Below are 24,786 nucleotides of genomic sequence, written 5' to 3'. Positions count from 1 at the left end.
TGTAGAGCCAGTGTCTGCACAAGTCCTTGAGAAACGATGCTTTTTTCTCTCGCAACGGTTGTATCTTGGCCACGGAACGGTACAATGGCGCGGCTCGTCGCCTGACGAGCTGCGTGATGGTGGCCCCACCGGTCCCCCCGCATCGATTACCCGTCAACCTGGTCAGGCCCGGAAGGGAGCAGCCATAGCGGGAACATCGAGTGCCGGGGTGTGGCTGGTGGGGTTGCCTCCATCTCTCCCTTGCTTCACCTCTCCTGAATATCCCACTCAAAGCCATTGCCAGCCTCTGTGCCTGTCACCCTGCGCACATCCCGAATTTTCGCCCCACACCCTTGCATCACATCACACTGCTCGACGTCCCCTCTGGACAACTCAAAACCGCCTTGTTAGTTTCCGCCAGCCACATGTTTCAAAGTATGAATGTGGCAATGGAATGATATTAAAGTGATATCAACTTCGCTGACGAACAAGGACGTATACAATGAAAAGCCTGCAAGGTTTGCCCAGTCTCATCACGGCTTCGGTAGGCACGCCGGGTAAAGCGCGCAACTTGCCGGCCGATGTTCAATGTATTCAATACTTGTTCAACTTGGTCAATCCCAGGTTGGGTTTTCCGATGGCTGAAAATGGCCGCTGCGACAGCCAGTTAGTGCAGTGCATCAGCCAATATCAGTTCCGTCAGCTCAAGTATGCCCACCCTGACGGCGTGGTAGACCCGGCCGGGCGGACCTTCAACAGCCTGATCGAGCAGGCCGTGCGGGTGCCGGTCAAGCTCAACCCCAGCTTGCGCCTGCCGACCTTCGCCAATGTGTTCGGCAACAGCGCTGGCGACATGGTCCAGGCCACGGTCAACCACTACCTGGCGCGGGCGCGGGCGATGATCGAGGCCGAGCGGCGCAACCGCGATATGATCCTGCAGGCCACCTGCGACGGTGGCATGACCCTGAGCGATACGGATTTCCAGAACGCTGCCGCGCAGCTGGGCAATGGTATTAGCGCCAACCTGGTCAAGGCGTTCGCCACGGTGGAGTCGGGCGGGCGCTCGGGGTTTGGGCCGGCGAAATTGCCGGTGATTGCCTTCGAAGGGCATATCTTCCGGCGCTATACCAAGCACAAGTACGACCAGACCCACCCGCTGCTGTCGTATATCTACAAGAAGAAGGCCGGCCCGCAGTGGCAGACCAATAACAAGGACCAGACCAAGGCCTGGGAAACCATGGCAACGGCATTTGGTCTGGATCAGGAAGCGGCGTTGATGTCGGCCTCCTGGGGCATGTTTCAGATCATGGGTTTCAACTTTGCTTCGTGTGGCTATAAAACCGTATTCGAGTTTGCCGCCGCGATGAAAATCAATGCGGGGCAGCAACTCAAGGCGTTTCTGGGGTTTTGCGCGAAGAACCCGGCCTTTATCAAGGCGGCGAAGAACAAAGACTATGCCGGCATGGCGCGCAGTTATAACGGCGAGGATTTCGGCGATTACGATGTGCGTATCAAGAAAGCCTTTGAAGCACTTGAAGGGAAGAAGTGAAATGAACACAGGGATCACCCGTTTGCTGGCCGCCAGCGTACTGTCGCTGGGCCTTGCCGCGCCGCTACTGGCCGATACGGCCACGCTTGAGCCTGGGCGCTACGAGGCGCTGATGCTCGCAGTCACTCCGGATCATCAGGTCGAGGGTTTCTATGCCGAGGAATTGGGCGAGGGCGTGAGCCGGCGCTGCGCGTTCTACTTCAAGGGGCAGCCTGGTGGTTCGATCACCACCTGGAGCCGCGCGGCGTATCCCGGCCAGGTGGCGGCAACGGCCGATGGCGTGACGCTGACGGTGCAGAAGGGGCGTGAGCACCCCGGCTGCATGAGTGTACTGGCGCCGGAGATTGCCACGGGGCTTGAGCTTGGGCGTATCGACAGCCGAGCATGGATCGGGCTGGTGAGCGTTTCCAGCGACAAGGCCTACCTGCTCAAGGCGCCGGGCAGCAAGGCCACCAAGCGCCCGTACATCGTCAAGAACGATGTGGTCGGGGTGCTTGAGTACAAGGATGGCTGGGCCAAGGTCGAGTACGTCAATGCCAATGACCGCTCCTTCACCGGCTGGATCCGTGCCGATCAGTACAGCCCTTTGGTCGCGCCGAAAAGCTGATCCTGCCAGTTCGCGGGGCCCGAGGCTGGCCCCGTGGGCTGCTTCGAATACCACCTGCCTCTTCCCCTCGTATCCTCCCGGCGTTTTAATTCCAGCACGATGCCGCGTGGCGCCTTATCATGCGCACCCGTCCGTTCGGCCAGGAGACAGCGACCGTGGAACACGTCGACGCGCTAACCCGTCAGAAAATCCGTGAGTGGCAAGTGCGCCGCCTGGAGATCAAGGACCAGATGGCCAACGAGCCTGAGCGGGTGCTTGAGCTGTCCAAGGTCCTCGACCAGATGGAAGAGGAGCACGAGCGTATTCTTGCTGAAGCGACGCCCCCGGCCCCGGCGCCTGCGGCGGCCTTTGCGCTACGGCTTGAGGTGTCCGCGTCCAATCGACGCGACCTGCGCAAGTTGCTGGAACTGGCCCTGCACGAACTCGACAGCGTGCTCGATGCGCCTGGGACCAACCCTGGCCATACTGGCAACATGAGCGGGTCGCTGGGCGATTACCAGCTGCAACTGACCCTGGGCGAGCCGTCGGCAACGCCTGAATGAACCCCTGTACCCCGAGCCCCCATGCAGCCTGAACACTTCGATTTTTCCCGCCCGGTCTATCTGCCGATCACTTTCGAGCAATGCCAGGCGCTGTTGCAGGCCGAAGGCGCGCCGGCGCTCGAGGCGCTGAGCGAGCCGGAGCTGGCGGCGTTGCTGGTGATCCAGAACCTGGCGCACAACCCAGGCCAGGTGGATGCGCGCGCGGCGGAAAAAGTGCTCGGCCGGCTGCTGGCCTGGGCCGTCGAGGGCGCTCATTCGCCGGGTGTTGGGCTGCTGTCGGAGGCGCGTCGGCTGTTCGATGCGCGCAAGCTGTACTTTGGCCTGGAGGTGATCAAGGCCTCCAAGCTGCGCCTGATGGACGAAGAAACCGTCCAGGCGCGCGAGTACCTGCTGGCCAACGGCACGTGGGATTTCGAGTTCAGGATCCGCCGTCAGCACGGCGATAACCCGTTCAGCCAACAAGTGGTCACCGGCTTCGACAAGGAGCGCTGGCTCACGGTCGAGCAGGACAAGCTGCTCAAGGTGATCCGCGCCAACCTCGACGAAGACATCCATGTGCAAGGCTACGCCGGCATCGGTAAGAGCTACCTGCTCGGCGCGCTGATGGACTGCCTGCCGGGCGGTCGGGTGCTGGCCCTGGCGCGTACCCCCGGCAAGCTCGGCGCGTTGCGCCAGCGCATGGGGCTGGATCCGCAGGCCAAGGTCGGCGCGACCTTCGCCCAGTTCGCCCGTGCCCTGCTCAAGGATGCCCGTGCGCCCAACAGCCGCCAGGCGCTGCCGGGCAAGCGCCGGGTCGCCGAAGAGCTGGGGATTCTCGGGCTGCGCCAGTACGATGCCGAGCACACCCTGGATATCTGCCTGGAGGTGTTGCAATGCTATTGCGAATCCCGCGACTACAGCCTGTCTAGCCGCCACCTGCCGTTCTTCCGGCAGGCCCTGACTGGGGTCGATGCCCAGGCGCTGCTGGAGTACGCCAGCCGCCTGTGGCGCTACCTGGAGGCCAACCCGGCATGGGGCGCGCAGACCGGTTTCGAGGCGCTGCTGCTGATCAAGCGTGCGGGCCTGGCCGGTTGCAGCGTGCCGGGGCGTTTCAGCCACGTGATCATCGACGAAAGCCAGGACGTACCCGCTGCGCTGTTGCAGATCATCGAGCGTGGCCGCCAGGTGCTGATCACCCTGGGCGATGAGTATCAGAAGGCCAGCGGCGAAGTGGTTCGCCGCGAGCGCCAGGTGCGGCACAAGGACATGACTTTCGCCGTGCGTTCCGGGCCACGGGTCGAGCGCCTGATCAACCCGCTGATCAGCCTGCATTCGCGTAAATCCAAGGTGGCGTTCGAAGCCGCGCGCAGTGTCGATGTGGGCATCGAGCACTATCCCCAGGGTTTCGTGCCGCCCGAGGGATGCGTGGTGCTCACCGCTTCGCGTTGGGACAGCATGCGCTGGGCCATGGAGCTGGCTGAGTGTAATTGTCTGCTGGCGTTCCCTGATTGGCCTGAGCTGCGCCGTTTCATGGCCACGGCCGTGGGGCTGTTTCGCGCCGCTTTCTATGCCGCAGGGCCGGATGCGGCGGGTGCGCATCCGTATTTCGCGCACCTGCCGGATTGGCGCCAGGTACGCGAGAACGAGCGCTTCGACGCCTCCTTCCTATGGGTTGAGGCGCGTCTTGAGGCGGGCTACAAGTTTGCCGACCTGACCTCGCTCGATGCCCGGGTCAGCGACCAGCGCGCCAGCCTGACGCTGATGCTGGCGCAGGATGCGGGGGGGCTTGAATTCGACCAGGTGCTGCTGACCCCGGAGCTGATGAGTACCCAGCCGTTTCGCGATGCCTACGCCTTCGACGAGCGTATCTGTGCGGTATACATCGCCCTGTCGCGGGCGCGTCGGCAGTTGTACCTGCCGTATGACGTGCAGGAGTGGATCGACTACCACAAGGGGCAGTCCTTCCGCGAGCTGCACGGTTACTGAGGGCGCAGGCTGTGCATGCGCGCCCTGTACCCTGTGGGAGCGGCTTTAGCCGCGAAGCAGGCGACGCGGAGGATGGCACCGGCTGTGCCGGTGTTCGCGGCTAAAGCCGCTCCCACAGGATGGCGCAACACCCGAATCAAGCGCAGTCCTTTCCGGCACGCTCGGCATTCCAGCAAGCCCATTCCCACAGGGGGCGCGTCGGTTTTAGCTATTGAGCAAGACAGTTGCTGCAACGGCCACGACAAGCCAAGCGCTTCGCTCGTATGGACTACGGCGCATCCGTATACCGCCCGATAATCCGCTCGATCTCGCCTGACTGCTTCAACCTGACCAGTGCCCTGAGCACCGCCTGGGTCGGCAGGGCTGGGTCGTTGCGCACCATGCAGCCAAGCGCTTGCTCTTGCAGTACGGCTTGGACCGGCAAGCGCTGCTCGGCGGGCAACTGACGGTTGAACCACTGCAATGACAGCTGGTTGCTGACTGCATACTGGTAACGTCCGGCTTGCAGCTTGCGCAAGGCGAGCAACTGGCTGCGGCTGTCTTCGCGGTGCAACTGGCCGCGCTGGAATAGCGGCTCCAGGGTAGGGTAGACGTACCCCAGGACGGTGCCGATCGCTTGCGCTGGCAGCGCTTGCGGCGTGCTGACGGTGGTCTGGCCGGCGCGGCCGACCAGCAGGTCGCGCTGTTCGAACAGTGGGATGCTCCAGATATAGTCGCCTGGACGGTCCGTCAGCCACTGGGTGGACACGTTGCAGCGGACATCTATGTCGCCGCTGGCCATGGCTTCTTCCAGGCGTAGGCGTGCCATGACGTGATAGTGCGGTTGTACGCCGGTTTCCCGAGCGATGGCCTGGATCAGGTCGAACACGATGCCCTCCACGGGCTGTTCGTGCTCGATACGTACCAACGGCATGCTCCAGCTTTCGGCGATGGAGAAGCGCATTGCCGCAGGCTCGGCCAGGCTGTGGCAGCTCCAGAGTAACAGGATGGCCAGGACTCGCCGCACGTCACCTCCTCCCTGGTTTGGTCTGACGGCTTTGCGCTAGATAGCTTAGACGAGAACGCCGGGGTGCAATTTCCCCCTCGCTCCGCTAGCATTAGCGCTCTTTCCGCCCGCTCCGGTCACGATGGTTTTTTGATGAGTTATCAGGTTCTTGCACGTAAATGGCGTCCGCGCTCGTTCCGCGAAATGGTCGGCCAAACCCATGTGCTCAAGGCTTTGATCAACGCCCTGGACAACCAGCGCCTGCACCACGCCTACCTGTTTACCGGTACTCGGGGGGTAGGTAAGACTACCATTGCGCGGATCATTGCCAAGTGCCTGAACTGCGAGACCGGCATCACTTCCAGCCCGTGTGGGACCTGCTCGGTGTGCCGGGAGATCGACGAGGGGCGTTTCGTCGACCTGATCGAGATCGACGCCGCCAGCCGCACCAAGGTGGAAGATACCCGCGAGCTGCTGGACAACGTGCAGTATGCTCCGAGCCGTGGACGCTTCAAGGTCTACCTGATCGACGAAGTGCACATGCTCTCGACGCACTCGTTCAACGCCTTGCTCAAGACCCTCGAAGAGCCGCCGCCCTACGTCAAGTTCATCCTCGCCACCACCGATCCGCAGAAGCTGCCGGCCACGATCCTGTCGCGGTGCTTGCAGTTCTCGCTGAAGAATATGAGCCCGGAGCGGGTGGTCGAGCACCTGAGCCACGTGCTGGGTGCCGAGAACGTGCCCTTCGAGGACGACGCCCTGTGGCTGCTTGGTCGCGCCGCCGATGGCTCGATGCGCGACGCCATGAGCCTGACCGACCAGGCGATTGCCTTCGGTGAAGGCAAGGTGTTGGCCGCCGATGTAAGGGCAATGCTCGGCACCCTCGATCATGGCCAGGTGTACGGCGTGCTCCAGGCATTGCTGGAGGGGGATGCGCGGGCGTTGCTCGAAGCGGTGCGCGACCTTGCCGAGCAGGGGCCGGACTGGAACGGCGTGCTCTCGGAGATGCTCAACGTGCTGCACCGGGTAGCCATCGCCCAGGCCCTGCCGGAGGCGGTGGACAACGGCCAGGGCGACCGTGATCGGGTGTTGGCGTTGGCCCAGGCCCTCCCGGCCGAAGATGTGCAGTTCTATTACCAGATGGGGCTGATTGGCCGCCGCGACTTGCCGCTGGCGCCGGATCCGCGCGGCGGCTTCGAGATGGTCCTGCTGCGCATGTTGGCGTTTCGCCCGGCCGACAGCGACGACGCCCCTCGGGCAGTGCTAAAGACAACGGGGATCAGCCAGGCCACAGCTGATCCGGCAACACCGGTGGCAGCCGCGGCGCCCATCGCGCCGGTCGTACACGTCGCCCCGGTCGAGCCTGTCAGCGAGCCTGAGGCGGCCGCTGTTGAGGCAGAGCCGGTGGCGGAACCTGAGCCGGTGGCGACCATCGAGCCCGAGCCTGAGGTGCAACCTGAACCTGAACCTGAGGCTTGTGCGCCAGAGCCAGAACGGGTGGAGGAAGTCGTCGACCTGCCGTGGGACGAGCCTGCTGCCCCCGTGCAGCCGCAGCCGCAGCCGCAGCCACAGCCAGCACCTGCGCCGAGTTACAGTCCGCCAGATGACGACGCTCCGCCATTCGACCCGTCGGCGTACAGTCCGGCCAGCCTGGAGCGTGACGACGAGCCGCCGGCTGATGACGACTATTACATGCCAGAGGGCGATGCCTCGAGCTTCAGTTACCTGGACGAATTGGCCGAGCACGTGCAGGAAGACGTGGTGGCCAAGCCTGTCGAACCGCTGCCTGCGGCCAAACCCGCCACTGGCCTGGCCCTGCAATGGTTGGAATTGTTCCCACAGTTGCCTGTCTCCGGGATGACGGGCAACATCGCCGCGAACTGTACGCTGATCAGCGCCAACGGCGACGATTGGCTGCTGCACCTGGACCCTGGGCAGGGCGCGTTGTTCAACGCCACCCAGCAGCGCCGGCTGAACGAAGCGCTCAACCAGGCCCTGGGGCGCGCAATCCGGCTACAGATCGAGCTGATTCGCCCCGAGCAGGAAACCCCAGCCCAGGCCGCTGCGCGCAAGCGCGCCGAACGTCAGCATGAGGCTGTGGTCTCCATCGAACAGGACCCGCTCATCCAGCAGATGATTCGGCAGTTCGGCGCGACGGTCAGGCACGATACTATTGAGCCTGTAGAGCCCCTGGCCACCCAGGGGCAATGAACGGATAACCATGTGGCCGGCGTGAGCCTGGCTGCATCACATGACCCAGATCGAGGTACTTTCCCATGATGAAAGGTGGCATGGCCGGCCTGATGAAGCAGGCCCAGCAAATGCAGGAAAAGATGCAGAAGATGCAGGAAGAGCTGGCCAACGCCGAAGTCACCGGCCAGTCCGGTGGCGGCCTGGTGAGCGTGGTGATGACCGGTCGCCATGACGTCAAGCGCGTAAGCATCGACCAGAGCCTGATGTCGACCGACGAGGACGACAAGGAAGTGCTGGAAGACCTGATCGCCGCCGCGCTGAACGACGCCGTGCGCAAGATCGAGCAGAGCAGCCAGGAGAAGATGGGTGGCATGACCGCTGGTATGCAGCTGCCGCCGGGCTTCAAGATGCCGTTCTAAGGCATCCAGCCTGTTCAAGGAAACCGCCGTTGGGTAACCATCGGCGGTTTTTTGTCTTTTAGGCGCACATCATTTTGAGTGCGGGCTTCATTCCTTGTGGGGGCGGGTTATTTACCAAGCAGGCGGTGCGCAGGTAATGCGAGCGCTGCGATGGTGGATTTGACGCCACTACCCCACGCCGGTATAAACCGCGTCTTACCGATTTATCAGGCCTTTCCCATGAGCTTCAGTCCCCTCATCCGCCAACTGATCGACGCCCTGCGCATCCTACCTGGCGTTGGCCAGAAAACCGCCCAGCGCATGGCCTTGCAGTTGCTCGAGCGCGACCGTAGTGGCGGCACCCGCCTGGCCCAGGCCCTGAGCCAGGCCATGGAAGGTGTTGGCCACTGCCGCCAGTGCCGCACCCTGACCGAGGAGGTGCTGTGCCCGCAATGCGCCGACACGCGCCGGGACGATACCCAGCTGTGCGTAGTGGAGGGGCCGATGGATGTGTATGCGGTGGAGCAGACCGGCTACCGCGGGCGTTACTTCGTGCTCAAGGGGCATCTGTCGCCGCTCGATGGCCTGGGCCCAGATGCCATTGGCATTCCGCAGTTGATGGCGCGCATTGACGAGCAGGGCACTTTCAATGAGGTGATCCTGGCCACCAACCCGACGGTGGAAGGGGAGGCGACTGCCCATTACATCGCCCAGCTATTGGCCGAGAAGGGCCTGGCCGCCACGCGCATTGCCCATGGCGTGCCATTGGGCGGCGAGCTGGAGTTGGTGGATGGCGGGACGCTGGCGCATGCCTTTGCCGGGCGCAAGCCGATTTCTCTGTGAGCGGCAAGCTGCGAGCTGCAAGTAAAAGCGGTTCTGCGCCAACCTGCTGTTAGCTTGCAGCTTGCAGCTTGCAGCTTATAGCTGCCTTCAATATTCGCTCAGCGAGAACTCGGTCAGGCAGAACGTCGGTACTCCTGCCGCTTGCAGGCGGCGCGAGCCTTCCAGCTCTGGCAGATCGATGATCGCCGCAGCTTCGAACACCTGGGCGCCGGTGCGACGCACCAGGTTAGCCGCCGCCAGCAGTGTGCCGCCGGTGGCGATCAGATCATCGAAGATCAGTACCGAGTCGCCGTCGCACAGGCTGTCGGCATGCACCTCAAGGAATGCCTCGCCGTACTCGGTCTGGTAGCCCTCCGACAACACATCAGCCGGCAGCTTGCCCTGTTTGCGGAACAGGATCAGCGGCTTGTTCAACTGGTGGGCGATGATCGAGCCGATCAAAAAGCCTCGCGCGTCCATGGCGCCGATGTGGCTGAACTCGGCTTCGACGTACCGTTCGATGAACTGGTCGGCTACGTAGCGCAGCCCGCGCGGCGACTGGAACAGCGGGGTGATATCGCGAAAGATCACGCCCGGCTTGGGGAAATCTACCACCGGGCGGATCAGGGCTTTGAGGTCGAAGGTGTCGCTGTGCATGGGGCGGTATCCTGGAAAAACCAAGGCCGCAGTATACCCTGTTAACGCCGCGGTCAGGATTCCATCGCACCACCGGCCAGCGCGCACAGCTGGATCGGATCGAGGATGTGGATCTCTTTGCCTTCGGCCTTGATCAGACCGTTCTGCTGAAAGCGCGTGAACACCCGCGACACGGTTTCCACCGCCAGGCCCAAGTAGTTGCCGATCTCGTTGCGCGACATGCTCAGGCGGAACTGGTTGGCCGAGTAGCCACGGGCGCGGAAGCGCGCCGAGAGGTTGACCAGGAAGGTGGCGATGCGCTCGTCGGCAGTTTTCTTGGACAGCAGCAGCATCATCTGCTGATCGTCGCGGATCTCGCGGCTCATCACCCGCATCAACTGTCGACGCAGCTGCGGCAGTTGCACCGACAGCTCGTCCAGGCGCTCGAAGGGGATTTCGCACACCGAGGTGGTTTCCTGAGCCTGGGCCGACACCGGATAGGCCTCGGTGTCCATGCCTGACAGGCCGACCAGCTCACTGGGCAGATGGAAGCCGGTGATCTGCTCCTCGCCGCCGTCACTCAGGCTGAAGGTCTTGAGTGCGCCGGAACGTACCGCGTAGACCGAGCCGAAATTGTCACCCTGGCGGAACAGGAACTCGCCTTTTTTCAGCGGGCGTCCGCGCTTGACGATTTCATCCAGTGCGTCCATGTCCTCGAGGTTGAGCGACAGGGGCAGGCACAGGGGGGCCAGGCTGCAATCCTTGCAGTGGGCCTGGTTGTGTGGGCGCAGTTTTACTGGCTCGGACATTTCTTCGATCCTTGTGGGAAAGCACACATAAGTCGTAAGGGTAACCCACGGCGAGGGCTGTAGGCCAGCGTGTGCATTCTTGGTGCGTGCTGGCGCTGCCCCGACGCGCCTGCGCCGGGGCTCTCTCACTGTCCATAGTGTGCCTGACAAGGCTGGCCGTCCATGCGCTAAATCGTATTGCGCGCCTCAAATGACCCGCGAGAACCGCTGGCGGTTCTGTTGTGCGAGATAAGCGTCGAAGACCATGCACACCGAACGCACCAACAGGCGCCCGGCGGGCAGTACGCGAATACCCTTGGCGTCGAGACTGATCAGGCCATCGCGCTGCATGGCCAGCAGTTCCGGCCACTGATCGTTGAAATAGCCGCGAAAGTCGATCACGAAGGCTCGCTCGATCGCGTCGAAATCCAGCTCGAAATGGCAGATGAGCTGTTGGATCACTGCCCGGCGCACGCGGTCGTCCGGGTTGCACAACAGGCCACGCTGAGTCGCCAGCTGGGCGTCGGAGAGGGCGTTCTGGTAAGTGTTCAGGTCACTGCTGTTCTGGCAGTACAAGTCGCCGATCTGGCTGATTGCCGATACTCCCAGGCCGATCAGGTCGCAATGGCCGTGGGTGGTGTAGCCCTGGAAGTTGCGCTGTAAGGTGCCTTCTTCCTGGGCAATCGCCAGCTCGTCATCGGGCAGGGCGAAGTGGTCCATGCCGATGTAGCGGTAGCCGGCGGCGGTCAGTTGCTCGATGGTGGCCTGGAGCATGTCGAGCTTGGCTGAAGGGGTAGGTAGCTCGCTGGTATCGATGCGCCGCTGGGGCATGAAGCGCTCAGGCAGATGGGCGTAGTTGAACACCGACAGGCGGTCGGGTTGCAGGCGGATCACTTCCTCGACGGTACGCGCGAAGCCTTCCGGGGTCTGGCGCGGCAGGCCGTAGATCAGGTCGAGGTTGACCGAGCGAAATTGCAGCGTGCGCGCGGCCTCGATCAGCGTACGGGTCTGCTCCAGGCTTTGCAGGCGATTGACAGCGCGCTGCACGGCTGGGTCCAGGTCCTGCACGCCGAGGCTGACCCGGTTGAAGCCCAGTTCGCGCAGCAGGCCCATGGTCGACCAGTCGGCCTCGCGTGGGTCCAGCTCGATGCCGTAGTCGCCGGAGTCATCGTCCAGTAGGTTGAAATGCTGGCGCAGGCTGGCCATGAGTTGGCGCAGTTCAACGTGGCTGAGGAAGGTCGGCGTACCGCCGCCGAAGTGCAGTTGCTCGACTTTCTGCCTGGGGTCCAGGTGGCAGGCGATCAGTTGGATCTCCTGTTCCAGGCGTTGCAGGTAGGGTGCGGCGCGAGCGCGGTCCTTGGTAATGACCTTGTTGCACGCGCAGTAGTAGCAAATGTTGGCGCAGAACGGCACATGCAGGTATAGCGACAGCGGGCGCACGGCACGGCGGCTCTCGCGCAGGGCGTGGAGCAGGTCGAACGAACCCACTTCGGCATGCAGCTGCATGGCGGTCGGGTAAGAGGTGTAGCGAGGCCCGGCCAGGTCATAGCGACGGATCAGGGCGGCGTCCCAGCGTAGGTCGTCGAGCATGTGGGTAATCCCCGGATAGCACTGCAGTGCCCGGAGTCTAGGGGGGGTTGTAAGTTTGTATGTTGATTTGTATCAAGCTGCAAGCGGCGAGCTTCAAGCTGCAAGAAGAAGCAAGTTCGGTACACCCCTCCCGCTCTCTCTTGCAGCTCGCCGCTGCTTCAATGCCCCATCAACCAATGCTGATGGGGGCCGGGCAGTGTCCACAGCCCGAACAGGATCACCAGCAGCCCGCCAGCCGTGCGTATCCCGCGATTGCGCAGCAGCTTACCTACCTGCTGCGCCGCCAGCCCCGTGGCCAGCAGCACCGGCCAGGTGCCCACGCCGAACGCCAGCATCAGCGCCGCACTGTGCAGTGCATCCCCCTGGCTCGCAGCCCATAGCAGGGTGCTGTATACCAGCCCGCATGGCAGCCAGCCCCACAGAGCGCCGAGCAGCAAGGCGCGCGGCAGGCTGGACACTGGCAACAGCCGCGTGGCCAGAGGTTGTACATGGCGCCACAGGCCACGGCCCAGTGCCTCGACACGCGTCAGCCCGCTCCACCAGCCGGCCAGGTATAGGCCCATGGCAATCAGCAGCAGTGCAGCGATCACCCGTAGCCCGGTCGCCAGCGGGCTACTGGCCAAGGCCACGCCAGCCAGACCCAGCAGCAGGCCGGCAATCGCGTAGCTAAGCACGCGCCCCAGGTTGTAGGCCAGCAGCAGGCGCAGGCGGCGGCCGCGTTGTTCGGGGGGGATGGCCAGGGTCAGGGCGCCCATCAGGCCGCCGCACATTCCCAGGCAATGGCCGCCACCGAGCAGGCCAAGCACCAGCGCCGAGCCTAGCAGGGGAATCAGGTCAGGCACGCGGGCTCGGGTCCTTGTCTTCGGGCGCTTGTGCCTCGGGCCTGGCGGCGGCCTGATGGCGTGGATCCTGGTCGTCGAACAGGATGCTGTGGGCCGGGCCTTCTAGGTCGTCGTACTGGCCGCTGTCCACCGCCCAGAAAAAGATGTACACGGCAACGCCGACCAGCAGCAGGGCGGCGGGAATCATCACGTAGAGGGCGGGCATAGGGTCTTCCTTCCCAGCGCGACGGACGCGGGGGGCGGTGGGGTCAGCGCGCTGGGTTGGCGGGTCAGGCGCAGCGCATTGAGCACGACGATCAGCGAGCTGAGCGACATGCCGACCGCAGCCCACGCTGGCGTGACCCAGCCCAGTGCGGCGAACGGCAACATGAGGCCATTGTACAGGGTCGCCCAGAGCAGGTTCTCGACGATGTTGCGGCGCGTACGCCGGGCGAGGCTGAAGGCCTGCACCAGCGCGTGCAGGTTGTTCGACAGCAGCACCGCGTCGGCACTGGTCTTGGCAAGGTCCGTGGCGCTGCCCATGGCGATGCTGATGTCGGCAGCCGCCAGCACCGGCACGTCGTTGACCCCGTCGCCGAGCATCAGAACTTTGCGTCCTGCCGCTTGCAACTGCTTCAAGCACGCCAGCTTGTCGTCCGGGCGCAGCCCGCCGACGGCCTGGTCGATACCCAGTTGCGCGGCCACTTCGCCGACCATCGGCGAGCTGTCGCCGGACAGCAGCAGGGTCTGCCAGCCGCGGGCCTTGCAGGCAGACACCAGGTCGGCGGCGGTGTCGCGCAGGCGGTCGTCCAGGCCGAACCAGGCCAGTGGTCCTTGGCGATCGCCCAGCAGCAGCCATTGGCCGCGGGGTTCGGGCACGCCAGGGACTTCGGCGCCGCTCAGCGCACAGACGAAGGTGGCTTGGCCGATGCGCAGGCGCTGGCCGTCCAGTTCGCCTTCAAGGCCCAGCCCTGGCACGGCGTTGACGGCGTCCGCTGTGCGCGTGGCGCGGCCGAACGCGCGGGCGATGGGGTGCTCGGATTGGTTTTCCAGGGCGGCGGCCAGGGCCAGGCACTGGTCGGCGTCGCGCGGCCCGAGCGGGCGGATGCTGCGCAGCGCCAGGCGGCCCTCGGTGAGTGTGCCGGTCTTGTCGAAAATCACCGTGTCGATTTGGTTCAGGCCTTCCAGCACATGGCCGCGGGTCACCAGCAGGCCGAGCTTGTGCAATGTACCGGTGGCGGCGGTCAGAGCCGTCGGGGTGGCCAGCGACAGCGCGCAAGGGCAGGTGGCCACCAACATCGCCAGGACGATCCAGAACGCCCGCCCGGCATCCAGTTGCCACCAAACCAGGCCGATGGCCACAGCAGCCAGCAGGGTGAACAGCAGGAACCATTGCGAGGCACGGTCGGCGATTTCGGCCAGTCGGGGTTTTTCCGACTGGGCACGCTCCAGCAGCCGCACGATGGCCGACAGGCGTGAGTCCTGGCCTACCGCCTGGACCTCGACGGTGAGGGCGCTTTCGACGTTGAGGGTGCCACCTGTGACAGGGTCGCCCTGGCGCCGGGGTTGCGGCAGGTACTCGCCAGTGAGCAGCGACTCGTCGATGCTGGAGCGCCCGTCGACGATGCGCCCGTCCGCTGGGATCACCGCGCCAGGCAGCACCTGCACATGGTCGCCGGGTTGCAGTTCGCCCAGCAGGATACGTTCGGCCTGGCCGTCGACGCCCAGCCGCAGGCATGAGGCCGGCAGCAGGTTGACCAACTGTGCGGTGGCGGCCGCCGTACGCTCGCGGGCGCGACGTTCGAGGTAGCGGCCGGTGAGCAGGAACAGCGCGAACATGCCCACGGTGTCGAAATACAGCTCGCCGCTACCGCTGATGGCGGTCCAGATGCCCGCGCCGAAAGCCAGGCTGATGGCCAGCGACACTGATACGTCCATGGTCAGGTGGCGGGTGCGCAGGTCGCGGGCAGCGCCCTTGAAGAACGGCGCGCAGCTGTAGAACACGATGGGGATGGTGAGAAACAGTGCGACCCAGCGCAGGATGGCGTGCAGTTCAGGCGACAGGTCGATGTTGAATTCCGGCCAGGTGGCCATGGTTGCCATCATGGCCTGGAACCACAGCAGCCCAGCCACGCCGAGACGGCGCAGTGCGCTACGGTTTTCCTGGGCCAGTCGTTCGGCGGCCTGGTCGGGTTGATAGGGGTGGGCGGCATAGCCGATATGGCGCAATTCGGCGAGTAATGTCGAGAGCGGTAGCGCCGCGTCCGACCAACTGACCAGCAGGCGGTGGTTGGACAGGTTCAGACGTGCTTCGCTGACCCCAGGCAGGCTGCGCAGGTGCTTTTCGATCAGCCAGCCGCAGGCAGCGCAACTGATGCCTTCGACCAACAGGGTGGCTTCGGCCAGTTCGCCTGCGTGGCGCACGAAGTTGCGCTGCACGTCGTCGCGGTCGAACAGCGCCAGTTCGTCTTGCAGTTGCCGAGGCAGGGTTTCGGGGTTGGCGCTGCTGTCGCTGCGGTGCTGGTAGTAGTGCTCAAGGCCGCCTGCGACGATGGATTCTGCCACCGCCCGGCAGCCTGGGCAGCAGAAGGCCCGCGGCTGGTCGAGGACCACGGTGGTGAAGCGGCTGCCGTTGGGTACGGGCAGGGCGCAGTGGTAGCAGGGGGTGGGTTGGGTCATCTTGAGTCTGTCTTTTGGCTTGGGATTGCCGGGGGTGCTTTGCACCCCTTTCGCGGCACAAGGCCGCTCTTACAGGAATGCCCGAGCGGCCATGTGTCGCGAATCATTGCTGGTGCTCGGCACCTTGTAGCGCCTCGTCGCCCAGCTGCAAGGCTACGCCATGCTCGACCTTTTCTTCCTCGAACAACCGCCACACATGTTCATCCTGGCTGCCCAGCAACTCGACGAAACGCCGCCCTTCGACCTTGTCCTCCAACTGACCGACATAGCGGCCCGGTTCGCTGCGTGCCAGTTGCACCTTACGGTCGCGGTCCGGCTGGGTCGGCGAAATCAGGTTCAGTTCGAGGGTTTGCGGGTTGCTGTTGCCGCTCAGGCGCACGTCCACCTCGCCGGTCAGCTCGTCGAGGTGGATGCTGGCCTTGAGGTTGAGGGTCTGGGCCAGTAGCTCGCGGTCCAACGAGCGGTTGATGCCCTTGCCCGCCTCGTAATAGTTATCGTTGACCAGGTTGTCCGGGTTGCGCACGGCAATGCTGACCATGGTCAGGCTCAGGCATACCGAGGTGGTCAGGATGCCGATGATGATCCAGGGCCAGAGGTGCTTGTACCAAGGGCTGGCGGCGGTGGCTGGCATGCGTTCGATTCTCTCTGTCAGCGGATCTGTGGGCCGATGAAGCGGCTCTTGGCTTCGACCTGGCTGGCGCCGTCATCGGCGTCCTTGAGGATGAAGGTGATTTCGTTGGTGGTCGAGGGCAGCTTTTCCGGGGCCACCGACAGCTGCACCGGCAGGCTGACGATGTCGCCGGCGCTCACATGGATTTCGCGTTGGCCTTCAAGCTTGAGGTCGGGCAGGCCAGCGGCGTCGAGCACATAGACGTGGTCACGCTGGTCCTTGTTCATGACTTTCAGGCTGTAGACGTTCTCGATCCGCCCCTGGGCGTTTTCGCGGTACAGCACGCGGTCCTTGGCTACGTCGAAGCCGACCAGCGAGCGGGTCGCGAATGCCGTGGCCAGGGCGCCGATCATCACCAGCAGGACCAGGGCGTAGCCGATCAGGCGCGGGCGCAGCATGTGGGTCTTCTGGCCGGACAGGTTGTGCTCGGTGGTGTAGCTGATCAGGCCTTTGGGGTAATTCATCTTGTCCATGATGCTGTCGCAGGCGTCGATGCACGCGGCGCAGCCGATGCACTCGATCTGTAGGCCGTCGCGGATGTCGATGCCGGTCGGGCAGACCTGCACGCACATCGTACAGTCGATGCAGTCGCCCAGGCCCTTGGCCTTGTAGTCGGTGTCTTTCTTGCGCGGCCCGCGGGTCTCGCCGCGACGCGGGTCGTAGGAGACGATCAGGGTATCCTTGTCGAACATCACGCTCTGGAAACGTGCGTACGGGCACATGTACACGCACACCTGCTCGCGCAGCCAGCCGGCGTTGCCATAGGTGGCCAGGGTGAAGAAGCCGACCCAGAAGTAGGCCCAGCCGTCGGACTGGCCGGTGAAAAACTCGATGATCAGCTCGCGCACCGGGGTGAAGTAGCCGACGAAGGTCATGCCGGTGACGAAGCCGATCAGTAGCCACAGGCTGTGCTTGGCGAGCTTGCGCAGGAACTTGTTGGCACTCATCGGCGCCTTGTCCAGCTTCATGCGTTGGTTGCGATCACCCTCGGTGACTTTCTCGCACCACATGAACACCCAGGTCCAGACGCTTTGCGGGCAGGTGTAGCCGCACCACACCCGGCCGGCATACACGGTGATGAAGAACAGGCCGAAGGCGGCGACGATCAGGATGCCTGACAGCAGGATGAAGTCCTGCGGCCAGATGGTGGCGCCGAAGATATAGAACTTGCGCTCCGGCAGGTCCCACCAGACGGCCTGGCGGCCGCCCCAGTTCAACCATACGGTGCCGAAGTACAGCAAAAACAGTAGCGCGCCGCCGACCATCCGCAGGCGGCGGAACAGGCCGGTAAAGGCACGGGTATAGATTTTTTCGCGCGAGGCGTAGAGGTCGACGGAATCCTTCCCTTTGCTGGCAGGCGGGGTGACGTCATGTACCGGAATATGCTTGCTCATCATCAAGTCCCACGGCAGTGGAGAAACGCCGCGGCCAGTGCTTGCCGGCCGTGGTCTGGCGCGTGCTGCTGGCGCTCTGTGACCCATGATACGCCGGTGATAGCGTGGTGGGGCCTTGCTGCGACACTTAGTCGCGTTGGGTTGGTGGTATGAATCGTGATATAGCGAGTGTCAATTGATCCAGGTCATCTGACCTCGAGATAGGCGGTACCTGCGCCGGCCTCTTCGCGGGCAAGCCCGCTCCCACAAGTTTTCCGATTGCCTAGGGATCTGTGCGATCCCTGTGGGAGCGGGCTTGCCCGCGAAAAGGCCAGGCCTACTTACTCGGTTTTCTCAGCCGCCTCCGGCTGATGCGACAGGCTGTACACATAGGCTGCCAGCAGGTGCACCTTGTCGTTGCCTTGCAGTTGCTCCTGCGCCGGCATCTGGCCTTGACGGCCATAGCGGATGGTCTGCTGCAACTGGGCGAAGCTGGAACCGTAGATGAACGCTTGCGGGTGCGTCAGGTTCGGCGCGCCCATGGCCGGGGTGCCCTTGCCTTCAGGTCCGTGGCAGGCCACGCAGTTGGTGGCGAAGATCTGCTGGCCTTTGACCGGGTCGGCCTTGGCATTTTCGGGCAGTTTGCGCCCATCCAGGTTGGTCAATACGAAAGCAGCCACATCTGCCACACCCTGCTCGCCGATCACTGTGCCCCACGCCGGCATTACACCGTGACGCCCACCCATGATGGTGGTCTTGATGGTTTCTGGCTCGCCGCCCCAACGCCAGTCGTTGTCGGTGAGATTGGGGAATCCATAGGCGCCCTTGGCGTCGGAGCCGTGGCACACCGAGCAGTTGGAGGCAAACAGCCGTGCGCCCATTTTCAGAGCCTGCGGGTCCTTGGCCACCTCCTCCAGGGGCATGGCCGCGAACTTGGCGAAGATCGGCCCGAAGCGGGCATCGGCCTTGGCCATTTCCTTTTCCCATTCATGCACGCCGGTCCAGCCCGACTGGCCGTTGGAAAACTCGGTCTGCTTGTCGTTGTCCAGGTAGCTATAGCCCGGCAGCACGCCTTTCCAGTTACCCAGGCCGGGGTAAAGCACCAGGTAGCCCAAGGCAAATACGATGGTGCCGACGAACAGCCAGAACCACCACTTGGGCAGTGGGTTGTCGTATTCCTCGATGCCGTCGAAGGCGTGGCCCACGGTCTGCTCGGTGATCTCCTCGCGCTGGCCCCTGCGGGTCGACAGCAGCAGCCAGGTCAGCGAGAAGATCGTGCCCAGGGTGAGTACGGTGACGTACAGACTCCAGAAGGTTGTCATTGTTGTTTGCTCCCAGAAGCGTTTTTCGCGTGCTCGACGTGGCGGATGGCCTCGGGGTCGTCCGCGAACGGCAGTTGCGTCGCCTCATCGAAGTCCTGCTTGCGCCGTGGGCTGAACACCCACAGCGCCAGGCCCACGAAAGCCACCAGCACCACCACGGTGCCCAGGCCGCGAATCATCCCGATATCCATCGACGTCACCGTTTGCTCTTGATGATGGTGCCAAGGCCTTGCAGGTACGCCACCAGGGCGTCCATTTCGGTCTTGCCCTTGACCGCGTCACGCGCTCCGGCGATGTCTTCGTCGGTGTAGGGCGTGCCGAGGGTGCGCAGCACTTCGAGCTTCTTGGCAGTGTCCTTGCCATCGAGGGTGTTCTCGACCAGCCACGGGTAGGCCGGCATCTTCGACTCAGGCACCACGTTGCGCGGGTTGTACAGGTGCGCGCGGTGCCAGTCGTCGGAGTAGCGTCCACCGACCCGGGCCAGGTCAGGGCCGGTACGCTTGGAGCCCCACAGGAACGGATGGTCCCAGACGCTCTCGCCAGCCACCGAGTAGTGGCCGTAGCGCTCGGTTTCGGCACGGAACGGGCGGATCATCTGCGAGTGGCAGCCCACGCAACCTTCGCGGATGTAGATGTCGCGGCCTTCCACCTCCAGCGCGGTGCGTGGCTTCATGCCCTCGACCGGTTTGTTGGTGACGTCCTGGAAGAACAGCGGGACGATCTGCGTCAGGCCACCCACGCTCACCGCGATGACCATGAAGAAAGCCAGCAGGCCAATGTTCTTTTCGACGGCTTCATGCTTCATCAGTGCGCTCCCACGACGACGATCTTGGCGGCTTGCTCAGCCTCTGCCGGGTTAGCGGCGCGCACCGTGCGCAGCACGTTGTAGGCCATCAGCAGCATGCCCGAAGCGAAGAACGCGCCGCCCAGGGCGCGAACGATGTAGCCCGGATGGCTGGCTTGCAGCGCTTCGACGAACGAGTAGGTAAGGGTGCCGTCGTCGTTGATGGCGCGCCACATCAGGCCCTGGGTGATGCCATTGACCCACATCGAGGCGATGTACAGCACGGTGCCGATGGTCGCCAGCCAGAAGTGCGCGTTGATCAGGCCGATGCTGTGCATCTGCTCGCGGCCATAGAGTTTCGGGATCATGTGGTACACCGCGCCGATCGAGATCATCGCCACCCAGCCGAGGGCGCCGGCATGCACGTGGCCGATGGTCCAGTCGGTGTAATGCGACAGCGAGTTGACCGTCTTGATGGCCATCATCGGGCCTTCGAAGGTGGACATGCCGTAGAACGCCAGCGACACCACCAAAAAGCGCAGGATCGGGTCGGTGCGCAACTTATGCCAGGCACCCGAGAGGGTCATCATGCCGTTGATCATGCCTCCCCAGCTGGGGGCCAGGAGGATGATCGACATCACCATGCCCAGCGACTGGGCCCAGTCGGGCAGGGCGGTGTAGTGCAGGTGGTGGGGGCCTGCCCAGATGTACAGTGTGATCAACGCCCAGAAATGCACGATCGACAGGCGATAGGAGTAGATTGGCCGCTCGGCCTGCTTGGGTACGAAGTAGTACATCATCCCCAGGAAGCCCGTGGTCAGGAAGAAGCCCACGGCGTTGTGGCCGTACCACCACTGGATCATCGCGTCGGTGGCGCCGGAATAGGCCGAATAGGACTTGAACAGGCTGACCGGCAGCGACATGTGATTGACGATGTGCAGCATCGCGGTGACCACGATGAAGGCGCCGTAGAACCAGTTACCGACATAGATGTGCTTGGTCTTGCGCTTGACGATGGTGCCGAAGAACACCAGGCCATAGGTGATCCAGACGATGGCCAGCAGAATCGCCAGCGGCCATTCGAGTTCGGCGTATTCCTTGGTGGTGGTGTAGCCCATCGGCAAGGTGATCAGCGCGCCGAGGATCACCGCCTGCCAGCCCCAGAAGGTGAAGGCGGCCATACCGTCGGAGATCAAGCGTGTCTGGCAGGTGCGCTGCACCACGTAGTAGCTGGTGCCGAACAGGGCGCAGCCACCGAAGGCGAAGATCACCAGGTTGGTGTGCAGCGGGCGCAGGCGACCGAAGCTCGTCCAGGGCAGGTCCAGGTTGAGCTGGGGCCAGACCAGTTGCGAGGCGATGAAGACGCCGAGCCCCATGCCAAGGATCCCCCAGACCACCGTCATGATGGCGAACTGGCGGACGACCTTATAGTTATAAGCAGTCGGGCTGATTGCTGTGCTCATGCTAAGGTTCCACGGTTTGGGTCATTCTTGTTGGTTGAAATCGGCGCAGTATCGATAACCTCTGGGGTTACGACAACGCACGCAATACTGCGCCGACCCGTGTCCAGGCCCTCTACAACCCCGTCTCGGGCGCATTGGGCTGAACGATTGTACACAAATAAATATTTGTTATGTGTACCGTTTTTCGTCTTTTTCTGATCGTTTGGTCAAGCTTTTTTTGTGCATGGCGTCAGGCTGTGCGCCATGTGGCCGCGCGCTCGACATAGCGCAGCCGCTGTGGCAACAAGCTTAGTTGTGTTCGGAGGGGGTGCAAGGGAGGGGGGTAGTGCGCGGGCTGCTTCTGGGCCCAATCGGGGGCGGTTCGGCGTTGGCTGGCGCCACCGCCCCCTGGAGGGTGTTACTTGGCTGTCACGGTTTCGGGCGTCTGATCCTGCGACAAGCTGTACACGTACGCTGCCAGCAGGTGCACCTTGTCATTGCCTTGGATCTCGGCCTGGGCCGGCATCTGCCCCTGGCGACCATAGCGGATGGTCTGCTGCAACTGGGCGAAGCTCGAACCGTAGATGAACGCCTGCGGGTGCGTCAGGTTAGGCGCGCCCATCGCTGGGGTGCCCTTGCCTTCGGGGCCGTGGCAGGCCACGCAGTTGCTGGCGAAGATCTCCTTGCCCTTGGCTGGGTCGGCCTTGGCGCCTTCGGGCAGGCTACGGCCATCGAGGCCGGTCAGCACGAACGCGGCCACATCCGCCACGCCCTGTTCACCGATCACCGTGGCCCAACCCGGCATCACGCCATGACGGCCGTTCATGATGCTGGCCTTGATGGTCTCGGGCTCGCCACCCCAGCGCCAGTCCTTGTCGGTCAGGTTCGGGAAGCCGTAGGCGCCCTTGGCATCGGAGCCGTGGCACACCGAACAGTTCGAGGCGAACAGCCGGCTACCCATCTTCAGCGCCTGAGGATCCTTGGCCACTTCTTCGACCGGCATGGCCGCGTACTTGGCGAAGATCGGTCCGAACTTGGCGTCGGCCTTGTCCATTTCGCGCTGCCATTCGTTGACCTGGGTCCAGCCGTTCTCGTAGCCAGGCAGGATGCCTTTCCAGTTGCCCAGGCCCGGATAGAGAATCAGGTAGCCAACGCCGAACGCCAGGGTGCCGACGAACAGCCAGAACCACCATTTAGGCAGTGGGTTGTCGTACTCCTCGATGCCGTCGAAGCTATGGCCCATGGTCTGGTCGGTGGTGTTGCTGCTCTGGCCCTTGCGGGTGCCAAGCAGCAGCCAGGTCAGGCCGATCAGGCTGCCGAGGGTCAGTACGCTGATGTACGTACTCCAGAAGGTGGTCATTGCCCGTTACTCCTAATGGCAGGTTCCTGCCCGCTCGGGGGCAGGCGGTCGTCGTCGAAGGGCAGCAGGCGCGCTTCGGCGAAATCACGGTCGCGGCGACGGTTGAAGACCCAGAGCGAGAGGCCGATGAAGGCGATCATCACCACCAGGGTGCCCAGGCCACGGATCATGCCGATATCCATTTCCATGCCGTTCACCGTTTGTTCTTGATGGCGGTGCCGAGCACCTGCAGGTACGCCACCAAAGCGTCCATCTCGGTCTTGCCCTTGACCGCGTCGCGGGCACCGGCGATGTCGTCGTCGGTGTAAGGCACGCCGAGGGTGCGCAGGGTGCGCATCTTGGTGTCGGTGTGGCTGTTGTCCACTGCCGCTGCGACCAGCCACGGGTAGGCCGGCATCTTCGACTCAGGCACTACGTTGCGCGGGTTGTACAGGTGCGCGCGGTGCCAGTCGTCGGAGTAGCGTCCACCGACCCGGGCTAGGTCCGGGCCGGTACGCTTGGAGCCCCACAGGAACGGATGGTCCCAGACGCTCTCGCCAGCCACCGAGTAGTGGCCGTAGCGCTCGGTTTCGGCACGGAACGGGCGGATCATCTGCGAGTGGCAGCCCACGCAGCCTTCGCGGATGTAGATGTCGCGGCCTTCCAGTTGCAGCGCGGTGTAGGGCTTCATGCCTTCGACCGGCTTGTTGGTGACGTCCTGGAAGAACAGCGGGACGATCTGCGTCAGCCCGCCGATGCTCACGGCGAACACCATCAGCAGGGCCAGCAGGCCGACGTTTTTCTCAATGACTTCATGTTTCATCGGGCAGTCTCCTCAAGCCAGCTGGGCGTTCGCGGGGGTGGCTTCGAGTGCCGGCGAACGCACGGTGCGCCAGGTATTCCAGGCCATCAGGAACATCCCGCTGAGGAAGATCGCACCGCCGACGAAGCGCACCACGAAGCCTGGGTGGCTGGCCACCAGGGTCTCCACGAACGAGTAGGTGAGCGTGCCGTCGCTGTTGACCGCGCGCCACATCAGGCCCTGGGCGATGCCGTTGACCCACATCGAGGCGATGTACAGCACGGTACCGATGGTGGCCAGCCAGAAGTGCGCGTTGATCAGCCCCAGGCTGTACATGCGCTCCTTGCCGAACACTTTCGGAATGGTGTGGTACAGGGCGCCGATGGAGATCATCGCCACCCAGCCGAGGGCGCCGGCATGCACGTGGCCGATGGTCCAGTCGGTGTAGTGGGAGAGGGCGTTGACGGTCTTGATGGCCATCATCGGGCCTTCGAAGGTGGACATGCCGTAGAACGCCAGCGAGACCACCAAGAAACGCAGGATCGGGTCGCTGCGCAGCTTATGCCAGGCGCCCGAGAGGGTCATCATGCCGTTGATCATGCCGCCCCAGCTCGGTGCCAGGAGGATCAGCGACATCACCATGCCCAGCGACTGGGCCCAGTCGGGCAGGGCGGTGTAGTGCAGGTGGTGAGGACCTGCCCAGATGTACAGGGTGATCAGCGCCCAGAAGTGCACGATCGACAGGCGATAGGAGTACACCGGACGCTCGGCCTGCTTGGGCACGTAGTAGTACATCATCCCCAGGAAGCCCGCAGTCAGGAAGAAGCCCACCGCGTTATGCCCGTACCACCACTGCACCATGGCATCGGTGGCGCCGGCGTAGACCGAGTACGACTTGGTCAGGCTGACCGGCAGCTCGAGGTTGTTGACGATGTGCAACAGTGCCACGGTCAGGATGAAGCCGCCGAAGAACCAGTTGCCTACGTAGATATGCTTAGTGGTGCGCTTGATCAGCGTGCCGAAGAACACCACCGCGTAGGCCACCCAGACGATGGTGATCAGGATGTCAATCGGCCATTCGAGTTCGGCGTATTCCTTGGAACTGGTGTAGCCCAGCGGCAGGGTGATGGCTGCGAGCAGGATCACCAGTTGCCAGCCCCAGAACGTGAACGCGGCCAGGCCCGGTGCGAACAGGGTGGTCTGGCAGGTGCGTTGCACCGAATAATAAGAGGTGGCGAACAGGGCACAGCCACCGAAGGCGAAGATCACGGCGTTGGTGTGCAGGGGGCGCAGACGGCCGAAGCTGGTCCACGGCAGGTCGAAGTTCAGTGAGGGCCAGGCGAGCTGGGCGGCGATGAAGACGCCGAGCCCCATCCCGACGATGCCCCACACCACCGTCATGATGGCGAATTGGCGGACCACCTTGTAGTTGTAGGCGGTACTGCTGGTTGTGTTCATGTATGGGTTCCCATCCACGGTTATTGGCAGGCTATACAGCGA

Annotated in this window: 24 protein-coding genes and 1 other RNA gene; 8 read left to right on the top strand and 17 right to left on the bottom strand. The window is 63.5% G+C overall.

From position 1 onward, the window contains the following. Positions 1-126 precede the first annotated feature (126 nt). The 5 genes from ffs to ACNFIC_RS19005 all read left to right on the top strand — a co-directional run bounded on the left by ffs (position 127) and on the right by ACNFIC_RS19005 (position 4,642). An RNA gene (gene ffs / locus ACNFIC_RS19025) (signal recognition particle sRNA small type) lies at positions 127-223 on the top strand. A gap of 258 nt (positions 224-481) precedes the next feature. Next, positions 482-1,528 carry an N-acetylmuramidase family protein gene (locus tag ACNFIC_RS19020; protein ID WP_416781625.1) on the top strand — a complete coding sequence of 349 codons (1,047 nt, stop codon included), beginning with the start codon at positions 482-484 and terminating at the stop codon, positions 1,526-1,528. Between the two features lie 13 nt (positions 1,529-1,541). Next, entirely contained in the window at positions 1,542-2,135 is a 594-nt protein-coding gene (locus ACNFIC_RS19015) for a hypothetical protein (protein WP_416781690.1), read from the top strand. Positions 2,136-2,254: 119 nt separating this feature from the next. After that, positions 2,255-2,677, top strand: a complete 423-nt coding sequence (locus ACNFIC_RS19010) for a hypothetical protein (RefSeq protein WP_240791757.1) — start codon at positions 2,255-2,257, stop codon at positions 2,675-2,677. 21 nt (positions 2,678-2,698) lie between these two features. After that, positions 2,699-4,642, top strand: a complete 1,944-nt coding sequence (locus tag ACNFIC_RS19005) for a hypothetical protein (RefSeq protein ID WP_416781624.1) — start codon at positions 2,699-2,701, stop codon at positions 4,640-4,642. 268 nt (positions 4,643-4,910) lie between these two features. Here the strand turns inward: ACNFIC_RS19005 and ACNFIC_RS19000 are convergent, their stop codons facing one another. After that, positions 4,911-5,648 carry a substrate-binding periplasmic protein gene (locus ACNFIC_RS19000; RefSeq protein WP_416781623.1) on the bottom strand — a complete coding sequence of 246 codons (738 nt, stop codon included), beginning with the start codon at positions 5,646-5,648 and terminating at the stop codon, positions 4,911-4,913. Between the two features lie 132 nt (positions 5,649-5,780). Between ACNFIC_RS19000 and dnaX the strand changes: the two genes are divergently transcribed. The 3 genes from dnaX (at position 5,781) to recR (ending at position 9,061) form a co-directional block, all read left to right on the top strand. After that, on the top strand, positions 5,781-7,838 hold the full coding sequence (gene dnaX, locus ACNFIC_RS18995; protein ID WP_416781622.1) for a DNA polymerase III subunit gamma/tau: 2,058 nt from the start codon (positions 5,781-5,783) through the stop codon (positions 7,836-7,838). Between the two features lie 65 nt (positions 7,839-7,903). Next, the gene (locus ACNFIC_RS18990) at positions 7,904-8,239 is read left to right on the top strand and encodes a YbaB/EbfC family nucleoid-associated protein (protein WP_016488349.1); all 336 of its coding nucleotides are present in this window, start codon (positions 7,904-7,906) and stop codon (positions 8,237-8,239) included. A gap of 219 nt (positions 8,240-8,458) precedes the next feature. Next, positions 8,459-9,061, top strand: coding sequence for a recombination mediator RecR (gene recR / locus ACNFIC_RS18985; RefSeq protein WP_138220240.1), 603 nt, complete (start codon positions 8,459-8,461; stop codon positions 9,059-9,061). Positions 9,062-9,148: 87 nt separating this feature from the next. Here recR and ACNFIC_RS18980 read toward each other — a convergent pair whose 3' ends face one another. The 16 genes from ACNFIC_RS18980 to ccoN (ACNFIC_RS18905) all read right to left on the bottom strand — a co-directional run bounded on the left by ACNFIC_RS18980 (position 9,149) and on the right by ccoN (ACNFIC_RS18905) (position 24,744). After that, entirely contained in the window at positions 9,149-9,697 is a 549-nt protein-coding gene (locus tag ACNFIC_RS18980; RefSeq protein WP_038705708.1) for an adenine phosphoribosyltransferase, read from the bottom strand. A gap of 53 nt (positions 9,698-9,750) precedes the next feature. After that, positions 9,751-10,485, bottom strand: coding sequence for a Crp/Fnr family transcriptional regulator FnrA (gene fnrA / locus ACNFIC_RS18975; RefSeq protein WP_138220239.1), 735 nt, complete (start codon positions 10,483-10,485; stop codon positions 9,751-9,753). A 186-nt stretch (positions 10,486-10,671) separates the two neighbouring features. Next, on the bottom strand, positions 10,672-12,054 hold the full coding sequence (hemN, locus tag ACNFIC_RS18970; protein ID WP_138220238.1) for an oxygen-independent coproporphyrinogen III oxidase: 1,383 nt from the start codon (positions 12,052-12,054) through the stop codon (positions 10,672-10,674). A 158-nt stretch (positions 12,055-12,212) separates the two neighbouring features. Beyond that, a complete protein-coding gene (locus ACNFIC_RS18965; protein ID WP_138220237.1) occupies positions 12,213-12,896 on the bottom strand; it encodes a sulfite exporter TauE/SafE family protein in 684 nt (227 codons plus the stop codon). Then, a complete protein-coding gene (gene ccoS, locus ACNFIC_RS18960; protein WP_138220236.1) occupies positions 12,889-13,101 on the bottom strand; it encodes a cbb3-type cytochrome oxidase assembly protein CcoS in 213 nt (70 codons plus the stop codon). The genes ACNFIC_RS18965 and ccoS overlap by 8 nt, the downstream gene beginning before the upstream one ends. Continuing rightward, on the bottom strand, positions 13,083-15,554 hold the full coding sequence (locus ACNFIC_RS18955) for a heavy metal translocating P-type ATPase (protein ID WP_416781621.1): 2,472 nt from the start codon (positions 15,552-15,554) through the stop codon (positions 13,083-13,085). Before ACNFIC_RS18955 ends, ccoS begins: the two co-directional genes overlap by 19 nt. Before the next feature lie 103 nt (positions 15,555-15,657). Further along, positions 15,658-16,185 (bottom strand): FixH family protein, encoded by a 528-nt coding sequence (locus ACNFIC_RS18950; protein WP_138220234.1) that lies wholly within the window; start codon positions 16,183-16,185, stop codon positions 15,658-15,660. A gap of 17 nt (positions 16,186-16,202) precedes the next feature. Beyond that, complete coding sequence (gene ccoG, locus ACNFIC_RS18945) at positions 16,203-17,618, bottom strand: cytochrome c oxidase accessory protein CcoG (protein WP_416781620.1); 1,416 nt, start codon at positions 17,616-17,618, stop codon at positions 16,203-16,205. 320 nt (positions 17,619-17,938) lie between these two features. Continuing rightward, the gene (gene ccoP / locus ACNFIC_RS18940; protein ID WP_138220232.1) at positions 17,939-18,919 is read right to left on the bottom strand and encodes a cytochrome-c oxidase, cbb3-type subunit III; all 981 of its coding nucleotides are present in this window, start codon (positions 18,917-18,919) and stop codon (positions 17,939-17,941) included. Beyond that, entirely contained in the window at positions 18,916-19,110 is a 195-nt protein-coding gene (locus ACNFIC_RS18935; RefSeq protein WP_138220231.1) for a cbb3-type cytochrome oxidase subunit 3, read from the bottom strand. Before ACNFIC_RS18935 ends, ccoP (ACNFIC_RS18940) begins: the two co-directional genes overlap by 4 nt. A 5-nt stretch (positions 19,111-19,115) precedes the next feature. Beyond that, positions 19,116-19,724, bottom strand: coding sequence for a cytochrome-c oxidase, cbb3-type subunit II (gene ccoO / locus ACNFIC_RS18930; protein WP_138220230.1), 609 nt, complete (start codon positions 19,722-19,724; stop codon positions 19,116-19,118). After that, the gene (ccoN, locus tag ACNFIC_RS18925) at positions 19,724-21,166 is read right to left on the bottom strand and encodes a cytochrome-c oxidase, cbb3-type subunit I (RefSeq protein WP_138220229.1); all 1,443 of its coding nucleotides are present in this window, start codon (positions 21,164-21,166) and stop codon (positions 19,724-19,726) included. Before ccoN (ACNFIC_RS18925) ends, ccoO (ACNFIC_RS18930) begins: the two co-directional genes overlap by 1 nt. A gap of 397 nt (positions 21,167-21,563) precedes the next feature. After that, complete coding sequence (gene ccoP / locus ACNFIC_RS18920; protein WP_138220228.1) at positions 21,564-22,505, bottom strand: cytochrome-c oxidase, cbb3-type subunit III; 942 nt, start codon at positions 22,503-22,505, stop codon at positions 21,564-21,566. After that, positions 22,502-22,693, bottom strand: a complete 192-nt coding sequence (locus ACNFIC_RS18915) for a cbb3-type cytochrome oxidase subunit 3 (RefSeq protein WP_138220227.1) — start codon at positions 22,691-22,693, stop codon at positions 22,502-22,504. Before ACNFIC_RS18915 ends, ccoP (ACNFIC_RS18920) begins: the two co-directional genes overlap by 4 nt. Positions 22,694-22,698: 5 nt before the next feature. After that, complete coding sequence (ccoO, locus tag ACNFIC_RS18910; RefSeq protein WP_138220226.1) at positions 22,699-23,307, bottom strand: cytochrome-c oxidase, cbb3-type subunit II; 609 nt, start codon at positions 23,305-23,307, stop codon at positions 22,699-22,701. A gap of 12 nt (positions 23,308-23,319) precedes the next feature. Next, positions 23,320-24,744, bottom strand: a complete 1,425-nt coding sequence (ccoN, locus tag ACNFIC_RS18905; RefSeq protein WP_138220225.1) for a cytochrome-c oxidase, cbb3-type subunit I — start codon at positions 24,742-24,744, stop codon at positions 23,320-23,322. Positions 24,745-24,786 lie beyond the last annotated feature (42 nt).

It is taken from the genome of Pseudomonas sp. NY15463 (assembly GCF_048068415.1).
Taxonomy (GTDB): Bacteria; Pseudomonadota; Gammaproteobacteria; order Pseudomonadales; family Pseudomonadaceae; genus Aquipseudomonas; species Aquipseudomonas mosselii_C.
This window is presented reverse-complemented; position numbering and strand designations above follow the sequence as displayed.

Excerpts from the sequence above, each read along its gene's own strand:
- ACNFIC_RS18915 (WP_138220227.1), bottom strand. The coding sequence starts at position 22,693 with ATGGAAATGGATATCGGCATGATCCGTGGCCTGGGCACCCTGGTGGTG.
- ccoO (WP_138220230.1), bottom strand. The coding sequence starts at position 19,724 with ATGAAGCATGAAGCCGTCGAAAAGAACATTGGCCTGCTGGCTTTCTTC.
- ccoP (WP_138220228.1), bottom strand. The coding sequence starts at position 22,505 with ATGACCACCTTCTGGAGTACGTACATCAGCGTACTGACCCTCGGCAGC.
- ccoS (WP_138220236.1), bottom strand. The coding sequence starts at position 13,101 with ATGCCCGCCCTCTACGTGATGATTCCCGCCGCCCTGCTGCTGGTCGGC.
- recR (WP_138220240.1), top strand. The coding sequence starts at position 8,459 with ATGAGCTTCAGTCCCCTCATCCGCCAACTGATCGACGCCCTGCGCATC.
- ACNFIC_RS18980 (WP_038705708.1), bottom strand. The coding sequence starts at position 9,697 with ATGCACAGCGACACCTTCGACCTCAAAGCCCTGATCCGCCCGGTGGTA.
- ccoO (WP_138220226.1), bottom strand. The coding sequence starts at position 23,307 with ATGAAACATGAAGTCATTGAGAAAAACGTCGGCCTGCTGGCCCTGCTG.
- ACNFIC_RS18990 (WP_016488349.1), top strand. The coding sequence starts at position 7,904 with ATGATGAAAGGTGGCATGGCCGGCCTGATGAAGCAGGCCCAGCAAATG.
- fnrA (WP_138220239.1), bottom strand. The coding sequence starts at position 10,485 with ATGTCCGAGCCAGTAAAACTGCGCCCACACAACCAGGCCCACTGCAAG.
- ACNFIC_RS19005 (WP_416781624.1), top strand. The coding sequence starts at position 2,699 with ATGCAGCCTGAACACTTCGATTTTTCCCGCCCGGTCTATCTGCCGATC.
- ccoN (WP_138220229.1), bottom strand. The coding sequence starts at position 21,166 with ATGAGCACAGCAATCAGCCCGACTGCTTATAACTATAAGGTCGTCCGC.
- ccoP (WP_138220232.1), bottom strand. The coding sequence starts at position 18,919 with ATGACAACCTTCTGGAGTCTGTACGTCACCGTACTCACCCTGGGCACG.
- ccoN (WP_138220225.1), bottom strand. The coding sequence starts at position 24,744 with ATGAACACAACCAGCAGTACCGCCTACAACTACAAGGTGGTCCGCCAA.
- hemN (WP_138220238.1), bottom strand. The coding sequence starts at position 12,054 with ATGCTCGACGACCTACGCTGGGACGCCGCCCTGATCCGTCGCTATGAC.
- ccoG (WP_416781620.1), bottom strand. The coding sequence starts at position 17,618 with ATGAGCAAGCATATTCCGGTACATGACGTCACCCCGCCTGCCAGCAAA.
- dnaX (WP_416781622.1), top strand. The coding sequence starts at position 5,781 with ATGAGTTATCAGGTTCTTGCACGTAAATGGCGTCCGCGCTCGTTCCGC.
- ACNFIC_RS19020 (WP_416781625.1), top strand. The coding sequence starts at position 482 with ATGAAAAGCCTGCAAGGTTTGCCCAGTCTCATCACGGCTTCGGTAGGC.
- ACNFIC_RS19010 (WP_240791757.1), top strand. The coding sequence starts at position 2,255 with ATGCGCACCCGTCCGTTCGGCCAGGAGACAGCGACCGTGGAACACGTC.
- ACNFIC_RS18935 (WP_138220231.1), bottom strand. The coding sequence starts at position 19,110 with ATGGATATCGGGATGATTCGCGGCCTGGGCACCGTGGTGGTGCTGGTG.
- ACNFIC_RS18950 (WP_138220234.1), bottom strand. The coding sequence starts at position 16,185 with ATGCCAGCCACCGCCGCCAGCCCTTGGTACAAGCACCTCTGGCCCTGG.
- ACNFIC_RS18955 (WP_416781621.1), bottom strand. The coding sequence starts at position 15,554 with ATGACCCAACCCACCCCCTGCTACCACTGCGCCCTGCCCGTACCCAAC.